The sequence below is a fragment of the Halobacteriovoraceae bacterium genome (assembly GCA_020635115.1).
Taxonomy (GTDB): Bacteria; Bdellovibrionota; Bacteriovoracia; order Bacteriovoracales; family Bacteriovoracaceae; genus JACKAK01.
The window spans coordinates 1-18,610 of record JACKAK010000001.1 but is presented as its reverse complement, the minus strand read 5'-3'; the positions used below and the strand labels follow the sequence as shown (position 1 = coordinate 18,610).

The 18,610-nt window shown below is 34.3% G+C and carries 24 protein-coding genes; 15 read left to right on the top strand and 9 right to left on the bottom strand.

Annotated elements, in window-relative coordinates; translation table 11 throughout:
• The first annotated feature begins 7 nt into the window (after nucleotides 1-7).
• The 8 genes from H6622_00120 (at nucleotide 8) to H6622_00085 (ending at nucleotide 6,078) form a co-directional block, all read left to right on the top strand.
• Complete coding sequence (locus tag H6622_00120; GenBank protein ID MCB9059910.1) at nucleotides 8-748, top strand: SDR family NAD(P)-dependent oxidoreductase; 741 nt, start codon at nucleotides 8-10, stop codon at nucleotides 746-748.
• Between the two features lie 8 nt (nucleotides 749-756).
• Nucleotides 757-1,041, top strand: coding sequence for a hypothetical protein (locus tag H6622_00115; protein ID MCB9059909.1), 285 nt, complete (start codon nucleotides 757-759; stop codon nucleotides 1,039-1,041).
• The gene (gene greB, locus H6622_00110) at nucleotides 1,038-1,526 is read left to right on the top strand and encodes a transcription elongation factor GreB (protein MCB9059908.1); all 489 of its coding nucleotides are present in this window, start codon (nucleotides 1,038-1,040) and stop codon (nucleotides 1,524-1,526) included. Before H6622_00115 ends, greB begins: the two co-directional genes overlap by 4 nt.
• Nucleotides 1,523-1,897: a hypothetical protein gene (locus H6622_00105; protein ID MCB9059907.1), complete on the top strand. Its 375-nt coding sequence runs from the start codon at nucleotides 1,523-1,525 to the stop codon at nucleotides 1,895-1,897. Before greB ends, H6622_00105 begins: the two co-directional genes overlap by 4 nt.
• A 226-nt stretch (nucleotides 1,898-2,123) precedes the next feature.
• On the top strand, nucleotides 2,124-2,582 hold the full coding sequence (locus tag H6622_00100) for a DUF4214 domain-containing protein (GenBank protein ID MCB9059906.1): 459 nt from the start codon (nucleotides 2,124-2,126) through the stop codon (nucleotides 2,580-2,582).
• Nucleotides 2,583-2,776: 194 nt separating this feature from the next.
• Nucleotides 2,777-3,577: a class I SAM-dependent methyltransferase gene (locus H6622_00095; protein ID MCB9059905.1), complete on the top strand. Its 801-nt coding sequence runs from the start codon at nucleotides 2,777-2,779 to the stop codon at nucleotides 3,575-3,577.
• Nucleotides 3,578-3,722: 145 nt separating this feature from the next.
• The gene (locus H6622_00090; GenBank protein ID MCB9059904.1) at nucleotides 3,723-5,783 is read left to right on the top strand and encodes a 2-oxoisovalerate dehydrogenase; all 2,061 of its coding nucleotides are present in this window, start codon (nucleotides 3,723-3,725) and stop codon (nucleotides 5,781-5,783) included.
• A gap of 1 nt (nucleotide 5,784) precedes the next feature.
• Nucleotides 5,785-6,078 (top strand): Hpt domain-containing protein, encoded by a 294-nt coding sequence (locus tag H6622_00085; protein ID MCB9059903.1) that lies wholly within the window; start codon nucleotides 5,785-5,787, stop codon nucleotides 6,076-6,078.
• Nucleotides 6,079-6,080: 2 nt separating this feature from the next.
• Here the strand turns inward: H6622_00085 and H6622_00080 are convergent, their stop codons facing one another.
• The 3 genes from H6622_00080 to H6622_00070 all read right to left on the bottom strand — a co-directional run bounded on the left by H6622_00080 (nucleotide 6,081) and on the right by H6622_00070 (nucleotide 8,355).
• A complete protein-coding gene (locus tag H6622_00080; GenBank protein MCB9059902.1) occupies nucleotides 6,081-6,470 on the bottom strand; it encodes a hypothetical protein in 390 nt (129 codons plus the stop codon).
• A gap of 9 nt (nucleotides 6,471-6,479) precedes the next feature.
• Nucleotides 6,480-6,977 (bottom strand): transcription antitermination factor NusB, encoded by a 498-nt coding sequence (gene nusB, locus H6622_00075; GenBank protein ID MCB9059901.1) that lies wholly within the window; start codon nucleotides 6,975-6,977, stop codon nucleotides 6,480-6,482.
• Nucleotides 6,978-7,362: 385 nt separating this feature from the next.
• The gene (locus tag H6622_00070; protein ID MCB9059900.1) at nucleotides 7,363-8,355 is read right to left on the bottom strand and encodes a methyltransferase domain-containing protein; all 993 of its coding nucleotides are present in this window, start codon (nucleotides 8,353-8,355) and stop codon (nucleotides 7,363-7,365) included.
• Nucleotides 8,356-8,491: 136 nt separating this feature from the next.
• Between H6622_00070 and H6622_00065 the strand changes: the two genes are divergently transcribed.
• On the top strand, nucleotides 8,492-9,286 hold the full coding sequence (locus H6622_00065) for a helix-turn-helix transcriptional regulator (protein ID MCB9059899.1): 795 nt from the start codon (nucleotides 8,492-8,494) through the stop codon (nucleotides 9,284-9,286).
• A 34-nt stretch (nucleotides 9,287-9,320) separates the two neighbouring features.
• On the opposite strand, the gene H6622_00060 is transcribed toward H6622_00065, so the two are convergent.
• Nucleotides 9,321-9,941, bottom strand: a complete 621-nt coding sequence (locus H6622_00060) for a hypothetical protein (GenBank protein MCB9059898.1) — start codon at nucleotides 9,939-9,941, stop codon at nucleotides 9,321-9,323.
• A 283-nt stretch (nucleotides 9,942-10,224) separates the two neighbouring features.
• Between H6622_00060 and H6622_00055 the strand changes: the two genes are divergently transcribed.
• Nucleotides 10,225-10,668, top strand: a complete 444-nt coding sequence (locus H6622_00055; protein MCB9059897.1) for a hypothetical protein — start codon at nucleotides 10,225-10,227, stop codon at nucleotides 10,666-10,668.
• Here the strand turns inward: H6622_00055 and H6622_00050 are convergent.
• The 5 genes from H6622_00050 to fabD form a co-directional block, all read right to left on the bottom strand.
• A complete protein-coding gene (locus tag H6622_00050) occupies nucleotides 10,658-11,917 on the bottom strand; it encodes a serine hydroxymethyltransferase (protein MCB9059896.1) in 1,260 nt (419 codons plus the stop codon). The two genes, H6622_00055 and H6622_00050, sit on opposite strands and share 11 nt — an antisense overlap.
• Before the next feature lie 59 nt (nucleotides 11,918-11,976).
• On the bottom strand, nucleotides 11,977-13,230 hold the full coding sequence (gene fabF, locus H6622_00045) for a beta-ketoacyl-ACP synthase II (GenBank protein ID MCB9059895.1): 1,254 nt from the start codon (nucleotides 13,228-13,230) through the stop codon (nucleotides 11,977-11,979).
• A gap of 81 nt (nucleotides 13,231-13,311) precedes the next feature.
• Complete coding sequence (acpP, locus tag H6622_00040; protein ID MCB9059894.1) at nucleotides 13,312-13,536, bottom strand: acyl carrier protein; 225 nt, start codon at nucleotides 13,534-13,536, stop codon at nucleotides 13,312-13,314.
• 30 nt (nucleotides 13,537-13,566) lie between these two features.
• Nucleotides 13,567-14,328, bottom strand: a complete 762-nt coding sequence (gene fabG / locus H6622_00035; GenBank protein ID MCB9059893.1) for a 3-oxoacyl-ACP reductase FabG — start codon at nucleotides 14,326-14,328, stop codon at nucleotides 13,567-13,569.
• Complete coding sequence (gene fabD / locus H6622_00030) at nucleotides 14,325-15,272, bottom strand: ACP S-malonyltransferase (protein ID MCB9059892.1); 948 nt, start codon at nucleotides 15,270-15,272, stop codon at nucleotides 14,325-14,327. Before fabD ends, fabG begins: the two co-directional genes overlap by 4 nt.
• 157 nt (nucleotides 15,273-15,429) lie before the next feature.
• On the opposite strand from fabD, the gene H6622_00025 reads away from it, so the two are divergent.
• Genes H6622_00025 through H6622_00005 form a run of 5 tightly spaced genes read left to right on the top strand, consistent with a single transcriptional unit; the run spans nucleotide 15,430 to nucleotide 18,384 of the window.
• Complete coding sequence (locus H6622_00025; GenBank protein ID MCB9059891.1) at nucleotides 15,430-15,819, top strand: hypothetical protein; 390 nt, start codon at nucleotides 15,430-15,432, stop codon at nucleotides 15,817-15,819.
• Between the two features lie 38 nt (nucleotides 15,820-15,857).
• Nucleotides 15,858-16,124, top strand: coding sequence for a transposase (locus H6622_00020; GenBank protein ID MCB9059890.1), 267 nt, complete (start codon nucleotides 15,858-15,860; stop codon nucleotides 16,122-16,124).
• A 29-nt stretch (nucleotides 16,125-16,153) separates the two neighbouring features.
• On the top strand, nucleotides 16,154-16,978 hold the full coding sequence (locus H6622_00015; GenBank protein ID MCB9059889.1) for an IS3 family transposase: 825 nt from the start codon (nucleotides 16,154-16,156) through the stop codon (nucleotides 16,976-16,978).
• A 33-nt stretch (nucleotides 16,979-17,011) separates the two neighbouring features.
• Nucleotides 17,012-17,989 (top strand): HAMP domain-containing histidine kinase, encoded by a 978-nt coding sequence (locus H6622_00010; protein ID MCB9059888.1) that lies wholly within the window; start codon nucleotides 17,012-17,014, stop codon nucleotides 17,987-17,989.
• Nucleotides 17,989-18,384, top strand: coding sequence for a response regulator (locus tag H6622_00005; protein ID MCB9059887.1), 396 nt, complete (start codon nucleotides 17,989-17,991; stop codon nucleotides 18,382-18,384). Before H6622_00010 ends, H6622_00005 begins: the two co-directional genes overlap by 1 nt.
• Nucleotides 18,385-18,610: the final 226 nt, after the last annotated feature.

The following is an 18,610-nucleotide window of genomic DNA, read 5'->3' as shown; positions in this document are numbered from 1 at the left end:
AGATATGATGAAGGTATTTATCACCGGAGGAACTTCAGGTATTGGGTTGGAACTTGCTAAGAGATATATAGAAAATGGTTTTGAAGTCGGGGTTTGTGGAAGAGATATTGGAAAAATTCCAAAAGAGCTTACTGAAAATAGATTGTTTCATGCTTATCAAGTTGATGTAACCGACCACGAACTCTTACATGAAAAAGTAAGAGATTTTGCTAAAGGAAAACTTGATATAATGATTGCTAATGCAGGTACTAGTGTTGGGAGTAAATCGAAAATTCCAGATTTTAAAAAAGCACGTTTGTTGACTGATATAAATATCAAAGGTGTTATAAACTCTTTTGAAGTAGCTTTTGAGTTAATGTATCCTCATAAAAAAGGACATCTTGTCGCCATTGCTTCTGTTGCAGGAATGATTGGTCTACCAGGTGCTTCTTCCTATAGTGCTAGTAAGGCCGCGGTTTTAAAACTGTGTGAATCATTCTCAATTGACTTGAAGGAGTTTGGAATTGATGTGACTGCAATTGCTCCTGGTTTTATAGATACACCTTTGACAAAAAAAAACAATCATAAAATGCCTTTTATGATGAGCTCAGAAGCTGCATCTTTCAAAATTGTCGATGCCATTGAGAAGAAAAAAACTCTCTATATTTTTCCTTTCCCCATGAAATTTGTAGTTTATCTATTAGACCGGATGCCTAGAGGAATTTATAGGAGATTAATGAGCTTTAGATTATTTAATTTTTCTAAATAGGAGTCGGTATGAAAACAGCAACTTTATTTGCATTATTCTTATTAGTTTCTTGTAATAAAGATAAAGTCGAAGTGTCTTCAAAAATAGTTTCGAATTCTAGTTCAAATTTTTCAAACCAAATAAAAAGTGAAGTTAGGAATGAAGATGACTTTGCTGATCTCAAAGAAAAAAAAGATGCAGGTTGTGAAGATGAACAAAAAGTAGAAGCAAAACTTACAGAGAAGAAGGAAGAGGTTTTTCAATTGCAAGGTGGAGATACAGGGTGCGATACCAATGCTGAGTCAAAACATTGAGCAAAAAAGAATTTAATTATATAACTCCAAATGGTTACAAGTCATTAATAGATGAAAGAGATCATCTTACAAAAGTAGAACGACCTGAAGTTACTAGATTAGTAGCTTGGGCAGCAAGCCTAGGTGATAGGTCAGAAAACGCAGACTATCAATACAACAAGAAAAAGTTGAGAGAAATTGACCGTCGAATACGTTTTCTTAATTCGAGACTAAACAATGCCAAGGTAATTGACCCAATCGGTCTGACATTGTCTACTGTTCAATTTGGAGCAACAGTAAAAATAATTGACGATGAAAGTACAGAAAAGATGATTTCTATTGTAGGAGTTGATGAAATTAATACTTCTAAGGGGCATATTAGTTGGAAATCCCCTTTAGGAAAAGGCCTGCTTGGCAAAGAGGAAGGTGATACAATTGAAGTCAGTACTCCTCAAGGAAAAAGGGAGTACGAGATTTTAACAATTGTGTATAAGGAAATACAATGAAAGCGATATGTGAAATTTCAATAGGTGAACTTTTGGATAAGTATTCAATATTGGATATTAAAAGAGAAAAAATAACAGATCCAATTAAACTTCAAAAAATTAATAAAGAGTGGGAATCATTAAGGCTTCGAATAGAAGAATTAGCACTAAAAAACGTTGAAAGTTCTATTCAAACTTTACGTGAAATAAACTTAAATCTGTGGAATATTGAAGATGAAATTCGTAGTAAAGAGGCCCTAAATGATTTCGATGAGGAGTTTATAAGACTGGCCAGAAGTGTTTACATAACAAATGATAAAAGATTTGAGCTAAAAAATAGAATCAACCAGACATTTTCATCCAAAATACAAGAAGTGAAGTCCTATTTTTAGTTGACTATTTTCATACACTGGGATCATTTTCTTCTGTATCTGGTGCCAATATGATCTTAGAGTCAAAGTGAATTGGGTAAAAATAATTTCTTACTTTTTGTGATTTTTCTAAACATTATTTATAACGGGGGAGTTTTAACATTCTCAGGAAAAACTTACATTTATACGTTTTGGCATAAACATTGCTGTTAAATTTGTTATCAGACTAACGGATTAGGAGATAAATATGAAAAGGATTGTTTTGTTTTTGACTTTTTTTGTTAATTTTTATTCTGCCCAAGCTTATGATTTGGATACTTTTTCAAGAGAAGATCGTTATTTAAATCGGTATAAGGCCGAGGAATTAGTTGAACTACTCTACGATGGTATACTTTTTAGAAAGGCAGATTTGGCCGGACTAGATCATTATACATCGAAATTAAGAAGATATGGACTTAATGGTCTAACTCAGATTGCTGGTGAGTTAGCTTCTAGTTCTGAATTTCAAAGAGAAATTCTTAGAAAATATAGACCTCAAACAATTGTAGAGAATATATTCCGAGTATTCTTTAACCGCAACCCTGAAAGAGAAGGATTGCATCACTATTCTCGCATGATTAGATTTGGAAATTCAGTTCAGGCGATTAAGGAGTTGGTTGATTCAAATGAGTTTAAAAGAAAAAATTTAGAAAGAAGACATCGATAATCAAATCGTGCCGGCTTAAAAAAAGGTCGGCACTCGCAAATTTAAAAAAATTGATTTTAATTTTATATCTCAATTAACATAAAATATCTGGCCAGATTAAACCGAAATAGAATTTGAGATTGACCATTATGCCTTCACATTTTAACTCTTAGGTATTAGTCTCCTTAAAAAATGATCATTACAAGAAGGAAGATATGACAAAACGCAGCAATCAGCTCTCTGTTGAGCAAAAACACGCACTTTATGAATCATCTGTTCAATCAACAACTGCTGATATTGAGTTTATTAATAAAGAGTTTATGAGAATTCGTGGTAGAGAGGCCCATATTCTAAGAGAAGATTTTGGTGGAACCGGAAAACTTGCATGCGAATGGACAGCTCAAAGTAGTGAACATAAGGCCTTTGCCGTTGACTTAGATCCTGAACCTATTAGCTATGGAAGACAAACCCATTTCCAACAATTATCCAAAGAAGATCAAACGAGAATGAAATATATTGAGGCCAACGTGCTCGATTCTCATGACTTTAAAAGTGATATCATTGTCGCTTTTAACTTTTCATACTTTATTTTCAAAAAAAGAAACGAATTATTAGACTACTTCAAAATGGTTAGAGAAGGACTAAGCGAAGAAGGTCTCTTTTTTGTAGACCTCTTTGGAGGAACAGAGTGTCGACAGGAGTTACTAGAGGAAACCGAACATGAAGGTTTTTCCTATTACTGGGACTGTGACAAATACAACCCCATTACAAGTGAATGCCTCTATAAAATACATTTTAAAAAAGATGGAGTCATGTATCATGATGTCTTTACCTATGATTGGAGATTTTGGGGACTGCAAGAAATTCGAGACATAATGATTGATGCAGGTTTTTCAGATACAGTTGCTTATTGGGAAGGCGATGATGAAGATGGGTCTGGAGATGGAGAGTTCTATGTCTCCGACAATGAAGAAAATTGTGAATCTTGGGTAACTTATATTGTAGGAATTCCATAGCTTTAACTTAATCTTTGCTTAGTTAACGCTCATAAGATCATTGAAGTGCGAACCTTCGCCTTTGTCGGCCCTTTTTCTTACGTAATAGAAAGGATATACTGATTGTTCTATCAATTTAATATATTTACTTAAGGGCCTAAAAATGATGAACAAAGACGAAACATTAAAGTTTCCTAAACACTTCACCATTCAAAATACAGATAAAGAAACTCTTCTCAATTGGTACTCCCTCATGTCTCTTGGACGCATGCTCGACGAGAGAGCGCCAAACTATCTAAAACAAGCAATTGGTTGGTCCTATCACGCTCCCTATGCAGGACATGATGCAATTCAATTGGCACTTGGTCTTAATTTTGTGAAAGGTGAAGATCACTTTTTCCCTTATTATCGAGATATGTTGGCAGCATTAGCTGCAGGAATATCTCCAGAAGAAATTATCCTCAATGGTATTTCAAAAGCAACTGATAAGGCCAGTGGGGGACGGCATATGTCCAACCACTTTGCGCTTCCTGAAATTAATATACATAACGTTTCTAGTTGTACCGGAAATCATACTTTACACGCTGTTGGGGTTGGACGCGCAATGAAACGATATGGACACAAAGGGGTTGCGATTTCTTCGCAAGGTGAGTCATCCCTTTCTGAAGGGTATTGTTATGAAGCTATCAACGGAGCAACAAATGAAAAACTTCCTGTCATATTTGTTGTTCAAGATAATGGCTATGGAATTTCTGTTCCCAAAAAAGATCAAACAGCAAACGAATTTGCATGTGATAATTATAGAGGACTTAAAAATTTTCGAATAATTAGATGTGATGGAAAAGATGTATTTGATTCTATGAGCGCTATGTATGAAGCTCGAAAACATGCAATTGAGAATCAAGAACCTGTCATGGTTTATGCAGAATGTGTAAGAATTCACCAACACTCTAACTCTGATAGACATGAACTTTATCGTTCTCCAGAAGAACTAAAGGCCGCAAAAGCACAGGATCCATTGGATCGATTTAAAAAATTACTATTAGACTCTAAATTAGTTTCACCTGAAGAACTTGGTGAAATAGATTCACAGGCCAGAGAAAAAGTAGTCCAAGCTCATAAAATGGCGATGAAAGCTCCAAATCCAACGCCTGAGTCAATTTACGATTTTGTAGTACCAGATTCTTATCATTCGAAAAAATATCCAACAGGAGAACACAACGACTCTTCTGAACCCATTACAATGATTGAGGCCTTAAACAATACTTTGAAAGCAGAGTTTAGACATAATCCTGATACTTTTATTTGGGGACAGGATATGGCCAATAAAGATAAGGGCGGAATTTTTAATGTCTCAAAGGGGATGCAAAAAGAATTTGGTATAAATAGAGTTTTTAATGCTCCTATCGCTGAGGATTTTATTGTTGGTACTGCAAATGGTTTTAGTCGATTTGATGAAAAGATCCGTATTGTTGTTGAAGGAGCTGAGTTTGCCGATTATTTTTGGCCAGCGATGGAACAACTTGTAGATTCATCTCATGATTATTGGAGATCTAACGGGGCATTTTGTCCAAATATTACTATTCGACTAGCTTCTGGTGGTTATATAGGTGGAGGTCTTTATCATTCTCAAAATATTGAGGCCACTCTGACGACTTTTCCAGGTTTAAGAGTTGTTGTTCCTTCTTTTGCTGATGATGCAGCAGGATTGTTAAGAACGGCCATACGCTCAAAGGGAATAACATTGTTTTTAGAACCTAAATCTCTTTATAACGCGAAGTGGGCCGCAACTTCTTGTCCTGAAGATTTTGAAGTTCCTTTTGGAGTTGCAAAAATAAGAAGACTTGGAACAGATCTTACTGTGTTAACATATGGAAACACAGTTCACCACTGTCTTGAAGCTGCGGAAAATATTCATAAGAGCACAGGTGCAGAAATTGAAGTTATTGACCTAAGATCTTTAAATCCATTGGATGAAAAAGCAATTTTAAATTCTATTAGGAAAACAAATCGATGCCTAATTGTACATGAAGATAAAGTATTTGCAGGTTTTGGAGGGGAGATTTCAGCGATGATAACAGAAAAAGCGTTTGAATTTTTAGATGCTCCGATAAGAAGAATTGGTGCTGAGTATACACCCGTTGGCTTTAATAGAATTTTAGAAAGAGCTGTCCTTCCCAATACAAAGAAAGTTGAAAGTGCAATGATTTCACTAATGGAGTATTAATATGCCTCTTGTTAAAATTGATAGAGATCTTGAACCACTCATGGACTTATTTTTACAAAAGAGAAAAGAAGACCTCGACGAGCTTTTAAAACTTAGAGAAAAGATGGATTTTGAAAATATCAGACTAGCTGGCCATCGTATAAAAGGAGCTTCTGGGAGTTATGGTTTTTCAGACCTTGGACTTTTAGGGAAGGCGATCGAATTATCTGCAAAAAACAAAAAAAGTGAAGATTTGATTAATTATATTTCGAAGTTTGAGGAATACTTAAATAATCTTGAAATCGAGTTTGAGTAAACTTAGATAGATTTGAAAGTATAGTCTGAGTATTTTTGATTACATCTATTTAAAATGTCTTTTTCTAGTCCATATGTGAAGATTATTTTGTCTTTTAAATGAAATGATTTTGTTACGTCAAGTATTTCAAAAACATCGCTTGCAACACTATTATTTTCTTCTCTCACATGACCAAGGAAAAAAGGATTTCCAAACTGCTCACCAATGAATAAGTTTTTTTTGTAATCCCTGTTAACTTTATCTTTGTTATTTAAGTAATCTATAAGTTGTCCATCGAGAAGATAATCTATCTGCAGAAGTCCTTCTGGAACATTTATTAGATAATCTTGAGTAATCCAAATTAACCCAATGGCCTCAGGGCCTATGACTTTTAAAAGATCTATTCCTTTCATAGAGAGATTTTAAAGATTAGTGTGCGTCTTGGCAACTTTATCTAATACACCATTAATGAACGAAGGAGAATTAACTGGCCCAAATTTTTTTGCAAGTTCTATATATTCGTTAATAATTATTTTTTTATCAGTGTCCTGAGTATTTTTTAGTTCATATGTCCCAAGCAATAAAAGTGTGAGTTCTATTTTTTCAACTTTTTCTATATTTCTTTTAATTAAGACAAGTTTCAGTGTATCAACCAACTTTTGATATTGATTGATAACTCCAAAAATTAAAATTTCTGAAATTGAGCGAACTTTTAATGAAAAATCAGAATATATCTGTTCATCGTCATGAATGGACAAACCCTCAGCAAATTCATTTATTAATTGATGGAGATCTTCTTCTTTAGTGTTTTTATCGGACTGCAGTATTTCATGAAGACTAGATGAAAAATTATCTAAAAAAAAGCGATAAAGAAACTGGAAGGCAAAATACCTTGAAAGTGATTTCGGATGAATATGCATATAACCTCTGATTTACAAGAACATCTTTATCCGGTAACTCACTTGAATGGCAAGAGAATTGTTGTTTCGCACTATCTAATCCCATAAATAAAAGACTTTTATTTATGGTCTGTCATCACCGAGTGCAACTTGACGAATTTATCTATTAATCTTATGTTGCTTGGACCTATTTTTTTTAGAGGAATTTATGCGTTTGTTTGCTCAAATTGTAGTTGCCCTATTTTTAATCGTCGTTGTAAATCAAGTTTATAGTTTCTAGCTCATTTACAAAAGTTAATATCTAATTAAATTTGATCTCCATCCAAAGACTTTGTGCTCTAGATGGAGATTTGGTTTAGTTATTTTTTTACTCCACAAATGATTCCATGATCTAGAGGAAGGTTATTTATCTGCTTGGAAAGTGTAAAACCGCTTTTTCCATAGCGTTTATATAGTCAGACCATGAATAAAGCATTCCTTTGCCAGTAGCAATTGATAGAAAATAAGGTGAGCCAAGTGCTGTTGAAAGTGGACCTGTGTCTTCATCATTTCCCATCATATTAAAAATTATGACTTGTCCTCCTTTTGGTAGAGCATTGTAAGTATTTTTTAATAATTGAACGATCTCATCCAAAGACCATATCGTCATAATATGACAATAAATGACAGCATCAATTTCATCTGGAAAATCTGCATTAAAAAAGTTTCCTACTTTTGTGAAAACTCTCTCTTGAAGATTATTTTTGAGGATATTTTCTTGAGCTAACTTACACACTGGTTCAGAATCTAACACTGTAACTTTTAGATGTGGATTTTTTGTTGCTAGAGCTATTGCATTCGTTCCATTTCCACCTCCAGCATCTACTATATGTTTAACTTGACTAAGATCTAGCGACCTCACCATTTCTGAATTTGCTATCTTTGAAAGGGCGCTCATTGAATCTTGGAAAACTTTCTGTTTAAAAGGATCACTCTGTAATCTTTGATATAATGTATCTCCATTTCCTGGAAAAAAATCTATACCAATATTTTTGTTTTCTTTAAGAGCTCTAGTGAAATCTATCTGTCCTTCATAAACAATGTATCTCTGCCAACCCATAATATCAGCGATATTTCCGGGGTGTCCTGCGATTAGCCAGTTCTTAGAAATTCTTGAGTTTGAATACTGGCCATTTTCTTTATCAAGCAGATCTAAGGACGCAAGACCCGTAAGTAATATCCTTGTAGGCCGTAAATCAAGGCCTAACTTAGCAGCAACTTCCTCTAAACTTTTAGGGCCTTCTTTGTTTAATAGGTCAAAAAGACCAAGTTCAATTCCTGACCACATTAGTTGAAATGCTGTATGGCCTCCTGCTATAAGTGTCAAATGCTTAAAATCATCACTATTCATAGACTCCATTTTGTACTCCTTTTTTATTCATTATTGTAGCATTGCATGAAGTCGTATTCCTTGGCCGGAATACAAAAAGTCGGAAATTGACAAGTTTTAGAAATTAATAAAAAGTTATACAAAATTTACAAAGGCCCTTTGATAGATGGAAGTGTTTGAAAATAACTTTAAAAATTATAATAAAACAATACGACGCTCATGTTGGCTTAAAGAACATTACTACCGTTTAAGATCCGATTTAGGTGTTTTTTTCAGGGAACAGAAAGCTGAAATAGGTACATGTGTTATTGATTGTTTTCCAGATTTTTGGCTTTATTTTCAAAAAAATTTCAACGGTGAAGTTTCACTCTCAACACCAGAGGGAGAAAAAAGAATTTATGGGAACATGTCCATTTATGTTCCCACTTTTTCAATATTAAAATGGAACTTTTATGTTGATGAATTTGAATGGTTCTCATATCAGGGAATTTCAAATATGGGTTGTATTAAAACAGATGTACCCATCATGTTTCCTTGTGAAAGGAAACTTCATCTTAATGAAGAAACAATCATTGATGAAATCACTCAAAATCAAAAAAACTGGTGCAATATAGGATTTGAAAAAGAACGCCTGGGCTCTGCGATTAGAATAAAACACTATATCGACTCACATTTTTCAAAAGACTTATCAATAAGTGAAATAGCATTGGCCTTAAATTATTCACCAGATGTGATGACAAGAGTATTCAAGAGAATGTATGAGGTTACACCTTTAATCTATCTTAAAAATTTAAAATACTTTCAAGCAGCACTTATGATTACTCATAGTGATGAAAAAATAAATAAAGTGTCAAAAGATCTAGGAATGAATAATTATGAAAACTTCTCTAAAAGTTTTCGCGTTTTGTTTAAAACATCTCCAAAGGGATATAGAGAAAAAGAAGATAGTATTAAAAATTGAAGGGCCAGAGACCTGACCCTTTTGCGAGTTAAAATTAATCTTGTTGTACAACATCACTTTTTGAATCATCAATTTCTGGTTCATCTGAAGTGAAGTAATTGTAGGCACTTTTAATACCTTGGATGACTGGTGAAGCATCTAAACTTTCCCAAAACATTTCACCATTATCAATTGTATCAACTTCAATATTTCTGGCCTCAAAAATTCTAAGATCATAAATAGGGTTTCCATAAAGCTCTACACTTCTTAAATTTGGAAGATATTTAAGATCTGATTCAGTGACGTTTTGAATATCACTATAGCTTAAATCCAATTCATCAATCTCTTCAAGATCAGACTTTGCAATTGACTCACATCCATCAGCTCCTGTTTCTTCTAGAATTTTGTCGAGAATTGGTTTTTGAATCTCACATACTTCTTGTGAAAATGTTTTTGCTTCTTCAAATTTAATCATTTCTTCATGAACAAGTGGTTGAGTTTCTTCATCAATGAGAGAAACTTCCTCTTGAGAAAAGTCTTCTTGAGCAACATCTTTTTCGAAAAAAGGCAGAGGAGTAGAAACTGATGAAGTCGGAGCTGGTCTTGAAGTATTCTTATCGTTACAAGCAACAGCTAAAAGAGATAAAGCAACTAATGGTAAAAAAGATCCTTTCATATTTGCCTCCTTAAGACATATGGGGTCGGAACAACTCATAGGCCGGAATGTAACAATAAGTTTTTGTTCATAAAAGTTTTTTTAAAAAACACAAAGTAATGTTTATATGGAGATTTTTTGACACCAGCTTTTCAAGTGATTTAAAAAGTGACTAAAATTTTGACAAATGTGTAGGAATTTCATGAAGTTGATTATAGTCCCAAACATATTTCAAAAACTTATCAGTGACGTTTTGGCACCAGTCTTGAACTAAACAATCAGAAGCTAGAAAGAGGAGGTGGGTATGAAGCTTAGTCTATTTGTGATTGGTTTTGTAGCACTGATAAACTTTATGGGAGATGCATTCGGTTCAAATGATTATACTTTGAGATATAATAATGGGCTTTTTACATCTCAGGCCTCAATGGGACAGGTCGATTCAAACCTTCAATTTTTAAATGATAATATTTTAAATTATAGATCTCCGGCCAATTTGGCCGGCCCTGGATTTAATCAAATTATAGGAGAAGTTAATAGATTTAATGATATTGAATATGAAATTTCACCAGAGGACTTTTATGGACAAAGACCACTGTTCAAAGAAAATTTATCAGAAACTAATGAAAAAAATCAATATTATCCGTCCTTCTCAACTTTTAATGAATTGAATAGATTGAAAGATTTTAGAGAAAACCAAGAGTCTCAAAATATAACTAGAAAACGTCAAATTTTGACATCTACACCTTAGTATATACCGGAAATTCCCTACAAAGCTCCATTACCTCTGAGTGAACTTTCTTTAAGATTGCTTCATCTGTACTATTTGTAAGAGCAGTTTTAATCCAATTTGCTAAAGTGACCATGTGTTTTTCTTTTAGTCCACGGGTCGTGATCGCAGGGGTTCCAATACGAATACCGGAAGTCACAAAAGGTGATCTTTTATCACCTGGAATCATATTTTTATTGCATGTAATTGCAGCTTTTTCTAAACAAGCTTCTGCTTCTTTACCTGTGAGGTTTACTGAATCAGTTTTTATCAAAACGAGATGATTGTCTGTTCCGCCTGATACGATATCAATTTCGTTTGCTTTTAAGGCATCTGCAAGAGCTTTTGCATTCGCAACAACTTGCTTTTGATAAATTTTATATTGATCTTCAAGTGCTTCTTTGAAACAAACCGCTTTCGCGGCAATAACATGCTCAAGTGGGCCACCTTGAATTCCAGGAAAGATATTAAAATTGATTTTTTTAAAAAGTTCTTCATCATTTGTTAATACAATTCCACCCCTTGGACCTCTTAGGGTTTTATGTGTCGTTGATGTGACAACATGAGCATGTGGAATAGGTGAAGGATGAACACCCGCGGCCACAAGTCCAGCAATATGGGCCATATCTACAACGAGATAGGCCCCAACTTTGTCAGCGATTTCTCTAAACTTTTTAAAATCAATTATTCTTGGATAGGCCGATGCTCCTGCTATAATCATCTTAGGACGATTTTGAATAGCGATGTCTTCAAGTTTTTCGTAGTTAATCGTTTCAGATTCAATATCAAGTCCATAAGAGATGACATTGAATAATTTTCCTGAAAAATTAACAGGAGATCCATGTGTAAGATGTCCTCCTTGTGAAAGATCCATGCCTAAGATTGTGTCTCCTGGTTGAATAAGTGAAAAGTAAGCTCCCATATTGGCCTGAGATCCTGAGTGGGGTTGAACGTTGGCATATTTACAATTAAAAAGTTTTTTAACTCTTTCAATCGCAAGTTCTTCCACTGTATCAACAAATTCACAGCCACCATAATAACGTTTTTTAGGAAGCCCTTCAGCGTATTTATTTGTAAGAATCGAACCTTGAGCTTCCATGACAGCTGGAGAAGTATAATTCTCTGATGCAATTAACTCTAGTCCTTCTTCTTGTCTTTGTTTTTCAAGTTTTATGAGTTCTGAAATTTCAGGGTCCATATTCGAAAGTAGGTTAGCATCTTTATGAAACATAGCTCTTCTCCAATGTTATAAGACTTGTTGAATCTATAATAGATATACTTAAGAGTAAATTATATATTTGGATTGCGTAAAATGATTGAAGAGTTTGTCCCTCCAAATCCAAATGAATTATTTAGTCCATACTTGAGTGTTTTTTTCTGAGCAATATTTGGAACATAATCTAGGTCACAATCCGGATCAGGTTCTGTTAAATTTATTGTAGGGGGGATTACTCCTGAATGAAGGGTCATTGCTGTAAATACTGTCTCTACTCCACCTGCTGCACCCAAAAGATGACCAGTCATTGATTTAGTAGAACTAATTTTTAATTTATATGCATGATCTCCAAACACATTTTTTAATGCCTTTGTTTCGGCCACATCGCCAAGTGGGGTAGATGTTCCGTGGGCATTTATATAATCAATGTCATTTGGTTTGATTCCGGCCCTTTTAATTGCTTCACTCATACATCTCACTGCACCTTCTCCCTCAGGATGGGGAGCAGTTATATGATGGGCATCAGAGGTTGCACCAAATGAAACAAGTTCTGCATATATTTTTGCACCTCTTTTTTGAGCGTGTTCATAATCTTCGAGAACTAGTATTCCTGCACCTTCTCCCATAACAAATCCATCTCTTCCCACGCAAAATGGACGTGAGGCCTCTTGTGGAGAATCGTTTCGTTTAGACAGGGCCTTCATATTGATAAAACCACTCATTGGTAGGTTGGTTACTACACTTTCAGCACCACCTGTGACGACAGCTTTACTATGTCCAAGCATGATTTCTTGAGCTGCTGCTGAAATTGCATGTGATGCTGAGGCACACGCACTGGCCAGAGTATAGTTCATTCCTTTTAGTCCAAAACGGATACTTACAAGTCCCGAGGCCATATTGGGAATGATGGCCGGGATAAAAAATGGACTTACTCTTCTAGGCCCTTTGCTTTCATATAATTTGAAATTTTCTTCAATGGTCGTAAATCCACCCATTCCTACACCAAATAGGCAACTTATATCATTGCGATCAATATCGGTTTCAAGGATTTTAGAATCTTTTAATGCTTCATCACTGGCAGCAAGTGCAAAATGAATGAATCGATCATATCGATTCCATTCTTTTTCTGGAAGCAAATCGTTACTGAGTGAAAAATTTTTTACTTCTCCTGCAAATTTTACGGCCAGGTCATCAATTGCATTTACCTCAATATTGCTAACACCAGATTTTCCTTCTATTAAATTTGACCAAATATCGTTGAGATTGTTTCCTAAACCGCAGATAGCTCCCATACCAGTTATTGCTACTTTTTTTGGATTAATCGCCATATGATACTCCTTGTCATCTAAGTATAAAAAAAGGGCCATTAAGACCCTTAAACATTATAAAAAAATTATGAATTTGTAATGCTATTGTTTTGTTTCCAAGTAGCTGATAACATCAGAAACTTTTTTAAGTCCTTCTGCATCCTCTTCAGGAATTTCTATTTGAAACTCGTCTTCCATTTTCATTACAAGTTCTACAATGTCCAATGAATCAAGGTTAAGGTCATCAGAAAAACTTGTGCTAGCATTGATTTTAGAAGGGTCAACTTTTGTAGCTTCACTGATTATTCTTATTACTCTTTCTTCCATTTTTTTCTCCTAAATTTTGAGTATTGAGTATTAAATGTACATCCCACCATCTACCTTAATAACTTCTCCAGTTATATAACTGGATGAATTACTAAGGAGAAATGAAACCAATGAGGCAACTTCTTGTGCTTCGCCAAATCTTCTCATTGGTATCCCGGTAATATAATGTTCTTTTATCTTTTCATCAAGTCCATCAGTCATATCAGTTGTGATAAAACCTGGACACACTGCGTTGCATCTGATATTTTTGCCTCCTAACTCTTTTGCAATTGATTTTGTAAATCCTAGTAAACCAGATTTTGAAGCAGAATAGATGGCCTGTGCAGTATTTCCCATGAGTCCAACAATAGAACTCATATTTACGATAGACACATTCTGGGCCTTCAGAAATTGACGACTCAGAGACTGTGTGAGCATGATTGGGCCTTTTAAATTTGTGTTGATAAGTGAATCAACATCGTTTTCTTTAACTCTTAGTAATAATGTATCTTTTGAAATACCAGCATTGTTGACTAGCCCTTGGATAAGATTTCCAGTTTTGGAGAACTCACTTAAAGCATGATTCATTTGCTCTAAATTTGTAAGATCAAACATCAAAGCATCGGCCTTTGCTCCAATTGATTTTATTTCATTTACCAAATCTTGGGCGGCCTGTTCTTTACCTTCTCGAAAATTAAAAATGACATGGGACTTTTGATGGGCCAACTCAAGGGCAATGGCCCTTCCTATTCCCCTTGTTGCTCCTGTAACAAGGATAGTTTTATTTTCTAAGTCGCTATAAATTGCACTCATAGTAGCTCCTCTAATTTGGCAAAAGCATCCTCGCTATCCATAGGTATTATTTTCACTTTTGGGTTAATTTTTCTTCCTAGACCCATTAATACTTTGCCTGGTCCAACTTCTAAGCACAGTTCATTTTCTGAAATAAGAGAAAAGCTTTGCTCCCACCTCACACTACCGCAAACCTGTTCAATAAGGTTGTTTTTAATAATTGCTCCATTAGTCTGAGCTGGATATTCTTTGGCATCAATATTTGCAATATAGGGAATATCATTTTTGTTAAACGTAATTTCGTTAAAAAAAGTGGCAAGCTTTTTGGCCGCAGGTTGCATAAGAGAACTATGAAATGGCGCAGAAACACTCAATTCCACGGCCCGATAGGGTTCAGTATAATTTTCTTTTAAGGACTCCAGAAGTTTATCACATGCAGTGGTGTGGCCAGATATTACAATTTGACCAGGCCCGTTAAAATTGGCAGGCATCACCTTTTCATTTTCTGTACTGCATTTTTTACAGAAATTTTCGACGATTTCATTTGGAATTTTTAAAAGGGCAATCATTTTGCCTTCACCTTTCGGAACGGCTTCTTGCATATATTTTCCCCTGAGGTAAACAGCTTTAAGCGCATCTTCAAATTTTAAAGTTTCGGCCGCAACGAGTGCCGCAAATTCTCCAACTGAATGTCCAAGTACTCTATGAATGGCCAGACCTTTTTTGTCCAAAAATGATTGAATCTCACTAAATAGTGCGAGTGAATGAGTCAAGATGGCCGGCTGAGTATTTTGAGTAAGTTTTAGTTCTTCTTCGGGCCCTTCAAAGCATATTTTTGAAAGATCATAGTCAAGAATTTGATTGGCCCTTGAAAAGAGGTTGAAACTTGGTTTTCCCTCAAGGCTTTTTCCCATTCCAACATATTGAGAGCCTTGCCCTGGAAAGAGGAGAGTGATCTTTTTCATTTTGACCCCATTTTAAATTTTGAAGCATGATAGACATTTGCTTTATTTAAGTCAAAGAAGTTGAGCGGCTTGGTGTGTTATATTTTATTCTTTAGTAATATCAACTGTTTCTTATATTTTTTTTTGTTATGTCGATAAGTATAGCAATAGGAATAATATGAGATCGATAGATGAGTTTTTAATCAATTTATATAAAAATTTGAATTTTGAGAAATCAAGTGATCTCTATAGAAACTTAGATAAAGTAACTGAGTCTTTAAGTACTTTCTTAAAAGTGGATAGAGTTTCAGTTTGGTCCTATTTTGATGAAAAAGAGGCGATTATTTCACAAAGTCTATTTACACTGAAAGAAGGTAGAAAGGAAAATGGACAAGTGATGAGAAAGTCTGAATTTCCAAAATACTTTGCTGCTTTAGAAAAGAAGATGATTATAGAAGCTGCTGATGCTTGTAAAAATGAGTCCACAGAATGTTTTAGTGAGGGCTATTTACGTCCTTTGGGTATTAAGTTGACCATAAACCCAAAATTTAGTCCATTCTCAGGATGAGTCTCACTGTGTTAAAAATAAAACAAGGAGACAATAAAATGAAAGGAAAAAAATTTTCAGAAGAAGTGATTTTCAAAATTTTAAAGGAATATGAATCTGGAATTCCAGCAAAAGAACTTGGACGCAAATATGGAATGGCCGAGCAAACAGTTCATAAGTGGAAGAAAAAATATCACGGGATGCAGGTATCTGATGCTAAAAAACTAAGAAGTCTTGAAGAGGAGAATCGACGTTTAAAACGACTCGTTGCTGATTTAAGTTTAGATAACCAAATGCTCAAGGAAGTTACAAAGGGAAACTTTTAAGGCCCAAACAAAAGAAAAATGCAGCTAAAATGCTCATTGATAAGTTTGGGGTCAGTGAGCGGCATTCGTGCCAAGTTTTAGATATTAACAGATCAAGCTATCGATATGAATTAACTTTGATTAAGAATGACCAAATTGTTATTAATCGAATGCAACAAATTGTACATAAACATCGAAGATATGGATATCCACGAGTTCATGTGATTCTAAATCGAGAAGGAATAGTCCAAAATCGCAAGAGAACCCAAAGAATTTATTTTGAGCAGGGATTTTCTTTAAAATTGAAACGAAAAAAGAAAAAACAATTTTTTCCACGGATAGTAAAACCTTCGGCATCGATGGGGGGTGAAGTTTGGTCTATGGATTTTGTTTCAGACTCACTTGCAAATTCAAGAAAGATTAGAATATTGACAGTTATAGATCATTTCACAAGGTATTCCCCAGGTTTTTATATTAATCATTCAATCTCGGGAATAATTGTAACCAAAGAACTTGATCGAATGATAAAAGAACATGGAAAACCAAAAAGAATTCAAGTAGATAATGGGCCAGAATTTACATCTAAGGCCATGTTGGAGTGGAGTTACAGGAATAATATTGAAATAGATTTTACTCGTCCAGGAAAACCAACAGATAATGCTTATATTGAAAGTTTTAATGGTAGCTTTCGAGATGAATGTCTAAATCAAAATTGGTTTTCTACATTGGCAGAAGCACGAGTTGTAATTGAAAGCTGGAGAAAAGAATACAATGAAGAGAGAATACACAGTTCATTAAAATATTTAACACCTAAAGAATTTGTCAAAAAGGAACGAGAAGATGTAAAACACAGACTCAGTGCAACTCATCTTTAGACTGGACTAGTCAATGGTTTAAGGTCAAAGTCTATGTATGATGTACCAATTTGGGGAGTGGATGATGTTCTTGGAGTTCTATGTTTAGAATACTTGAAACAGAAAAAAAGTTGGAGCGAAAGAGAAAAGCAGTTTGTACATTCGATAGGTGTTATTACAGCGATGATTTTTGATAAGCATAGTGTACTTACTCAGCTTAAGAAAATAGAAAATTTTAATGATGAATTGAAGGCCGTCATTGAAGAGAGAACTAAAAAACTTGAAAATGCACAGAAAAAACTTATTCAACAAGAAAAAATGGTAACATTGGCAACGTTAACAGCAGGAATCGCGCATGAATTGAGAAATCCACTAAATCTTGTGATTGGTTCCGGACAGGTTATACAGGAATTATTAAATGAAATTAATATTGAGGATAAAGAACTTAAAGATGGATTGAATGAGGCCTCACAAATTGTTATTGATAGTGGTAAAAGAGCTAATGATGTTATAGATAATATGTTAGGACATGCAAAAGAGGACTCAGGTAAGAAGGAAAGTGCCCAAGTAATATTGAACGTATCAATGGATTTGGCCTATCATACGATGCGAGCAAAAAATCCGATTGATGTTACCATTCATAAAGACATCTCTGGAGCAGAGGATTTTTACGTCTCTGAATCACTTTTTCAAAGAGTTATTTTAGGGTTACTTGAAAATTCATTTTATTCATTAAATAAAAAACTAAAAAAAGATATGAATTTTATTCCCAAACTTAATGTAAGCTCGAGACAAAAAGGAGATCAGCTTGTTGTTCAGATATACGATAACGGTATTGGAATGGGACAAGTCGAGCTGAGAAAAATATTTGACCCATTTTTTACAACCAAAGGTGTAGGAGAGGGAACTGGATTAGGAATGTATTTAGCTTCTGATACAATTAATAGTATTGGTGGTACAATACATGTGGATGCAGAAGAAGGAAAGTGGTGTGAGGTTACAATTGAATTACCAAAACAAGAGAAAACATAATGGCCATAGAAATAGCTTTCGTTGATGACGAAGTAACCTTACACAAGATTTTTGATCTAAAGTTTAGAAAGGAAATTTCTGGGGGGCGCTATATTTTTCATCATTTTATGGATGGTTCAGAATGCTATGATTTTTTCAAACTTAACTCAAATTCGACAAATATTAAAATTCTTTTTAGTGATATAACTATGCCTAAAATGGATGGCTTTACGCTTGTGAAAAAGTTAAGATCAGAATATCCTGATCTCATAATATATATGGCCAGTGCTCTTGATCTTGAAGAGTACAACAAAAGAGCGAAAGATATTGGGAATTTGAAGTTATTTTCAAAACCTTTTGACTTTGAAGAAATGAAAGATGAGATTGAAAATGTAATTCAAAAATTAGGATTATAGATTTCATAAAAATCGACTACATTTTGAAGAAATTAATTTCTTAGATTATTAAAAGAGACAACTTGTTCAATAGTTTGAACCTTGAAATAGAAGAAACAATGCAGTAGAAAAATTGAGTATCAGGGTTTCAGCTGTTGATTAAAAACCTATTCAAACCTGTTCATGTGCCTTGTTAACTATTTAAAATCTTATAAATTTTTCCTCCTGCTAAAATAAGTAATCAGGA

Bases quoted from the DNA above. Each gene is read 5' to 3' on its own strand.
- H6622_00120 (MCB9059910.1), top strand. From the start codon at position 8: ATGAAGGTATTTATCACCGGAGGAACTTCAGGTATTGGGTTGGAACTT.
- H6622_00115 (MCB9059909.1), top strand. From the start codon at position 757: ATGAAAACAGCAACTTTATTTGCATTATTCTTATTAGTTTCTTGTAAT.
- H6622_00105 (MCB9059907.1), top strand. From the start codon at position 1,523: ATGAAAGCGATATGTGAAATTTCAATAGGTGAACTTTTGGATAAGTAT.
- H6622_00100 (MCB9059906.1), top strand. From the start codon at position 2,124: ATGAAAAGGATTGTTTTGTTTTTGACTTTTTTTGTTAATTTTTATTCT.
- H6622_00095 (MCB9059905.1), top strand. From the start codon at position 2,777: ATGACAAAACGCAGCAATCAGCTCTCTGTTGAGCAAAAACACGCACTT.
- H6622_00090 (MCB9059904.1), top strand. From the start codon at position 3,723: ATGAACAAAGACGAAACATTAAAGTTTCCTAAACACTTCACCATTCAA.
- H6622_00085 (MCB9059903.1), top strand. From the start codon at position 5,785: ATGCCTCTTGTTAAAATTGATAGAGATCTTGAACCACTCATGGACTTA.
- H6622_00080 (MCB9059902.1), bottom strand. From the start codon at position 6,470: ATGAAAGGAATAGATCTTTTAAAAGTCATAGGCCCTGAGGCCATTGGG.
- nusB (MCB9059901.1), bottom strand. From the start codon at position 6,977: ATGCATATTCATCCGAAATCACTTTCAAGGTATTTTGCCTTCCAGTTT.
- H6622_00070 (MCB9059900.1), bottom strand. From the start codon at position 8,355: ATGGAGTCTATGAATAGTGATGATTTTAAGCATTTGACACTTATAGCA.
- H6622_00065 (MCB9059899.1), top strand. From the start codon at position 8,492: ATGGAAGTGTTTGAAAATAACTTTAAAAATTATAATAAAACAATACGA.
- H6622_00060 (MCB9059898.1), bottom strand. From the start codon at position 9,941: ATGAAAGGATCTTTTTTACCATTAGTTGCTTTATCTCTTTTAGCTGTT.
- H6622_00055 (MCB9059897.1), top strand. From the start codon at position 10,225: ATGAAGCTTAGTCTATTTGTGATTGGTTTTGTAGCACTGATAAACTTT.
- H6622_00050 (MCB9059896.1), bottom strand. From the start codon at position 11,917: ATGTTTCATAAAGATGCTAACCTACTTTCGAATATGGACCCTGAAATT.
- fabF (MCB9059895.1), bottom strand. From the start codon at position 13,230: ATGGCGATTAATCCAAAAAAAGTAGCAATAACTGGTATGGGAGCTATC.
- acpP (MCB9059894.1), bottom strand. From the start codon at position 13,536: ATGGAAGAAAGAGTAATAAGAATAATCAGTGAAGCTACAAAAGTTGAC.
- fabG (MCB9059893.1), bottom strand. From the start codon at position 14,328: ATGAGTGCAATTTATAGCGACTTAGAAAATAAAACTATCCTTGTTACA.
- fabD (MCB9059892.1), bottom strand. From the start codon at position 15,272: ATGAAAAAGATCACTCTCCTCTTTCCAGGGCAAGGCTCTCAATATGTT.
- H6622_00025 (MCB9059891.1), top strand. From the start codon at position 15,430: ATGAGATCGATAGATGAGTTTTTAATCAATTTATATAAAAATTTGAAT.
- H6622_00020 (MCB9059890.1), top strand. From the start codon at position 15,858: ATGAAAGGAAAAAAATTTTCAGAAGAAGTGATTTTCAAAATTTTAAAG.
- H6622_00015 (MCB9059889.1), top strand. From the start codon at position 16,154: ATGCTCATTGATAAGTTTGGGGTCAGTGAGCGGCATTCGTGCCAAGTT.
- H6622_00010 (MCB9059888.1), top strand. From the start codon at position 17,012: ATGTATGATGTACCAATTTGGGGAGTGGATGATGTTCTTGGAGTTCTA.
- H6622_00005 (MCB9059887.1), top strand. From the start codon at position 17,989: ATGGCCATAGAAATAGCTTTCGTTGATGACGAAGTAACCTTACACAAG.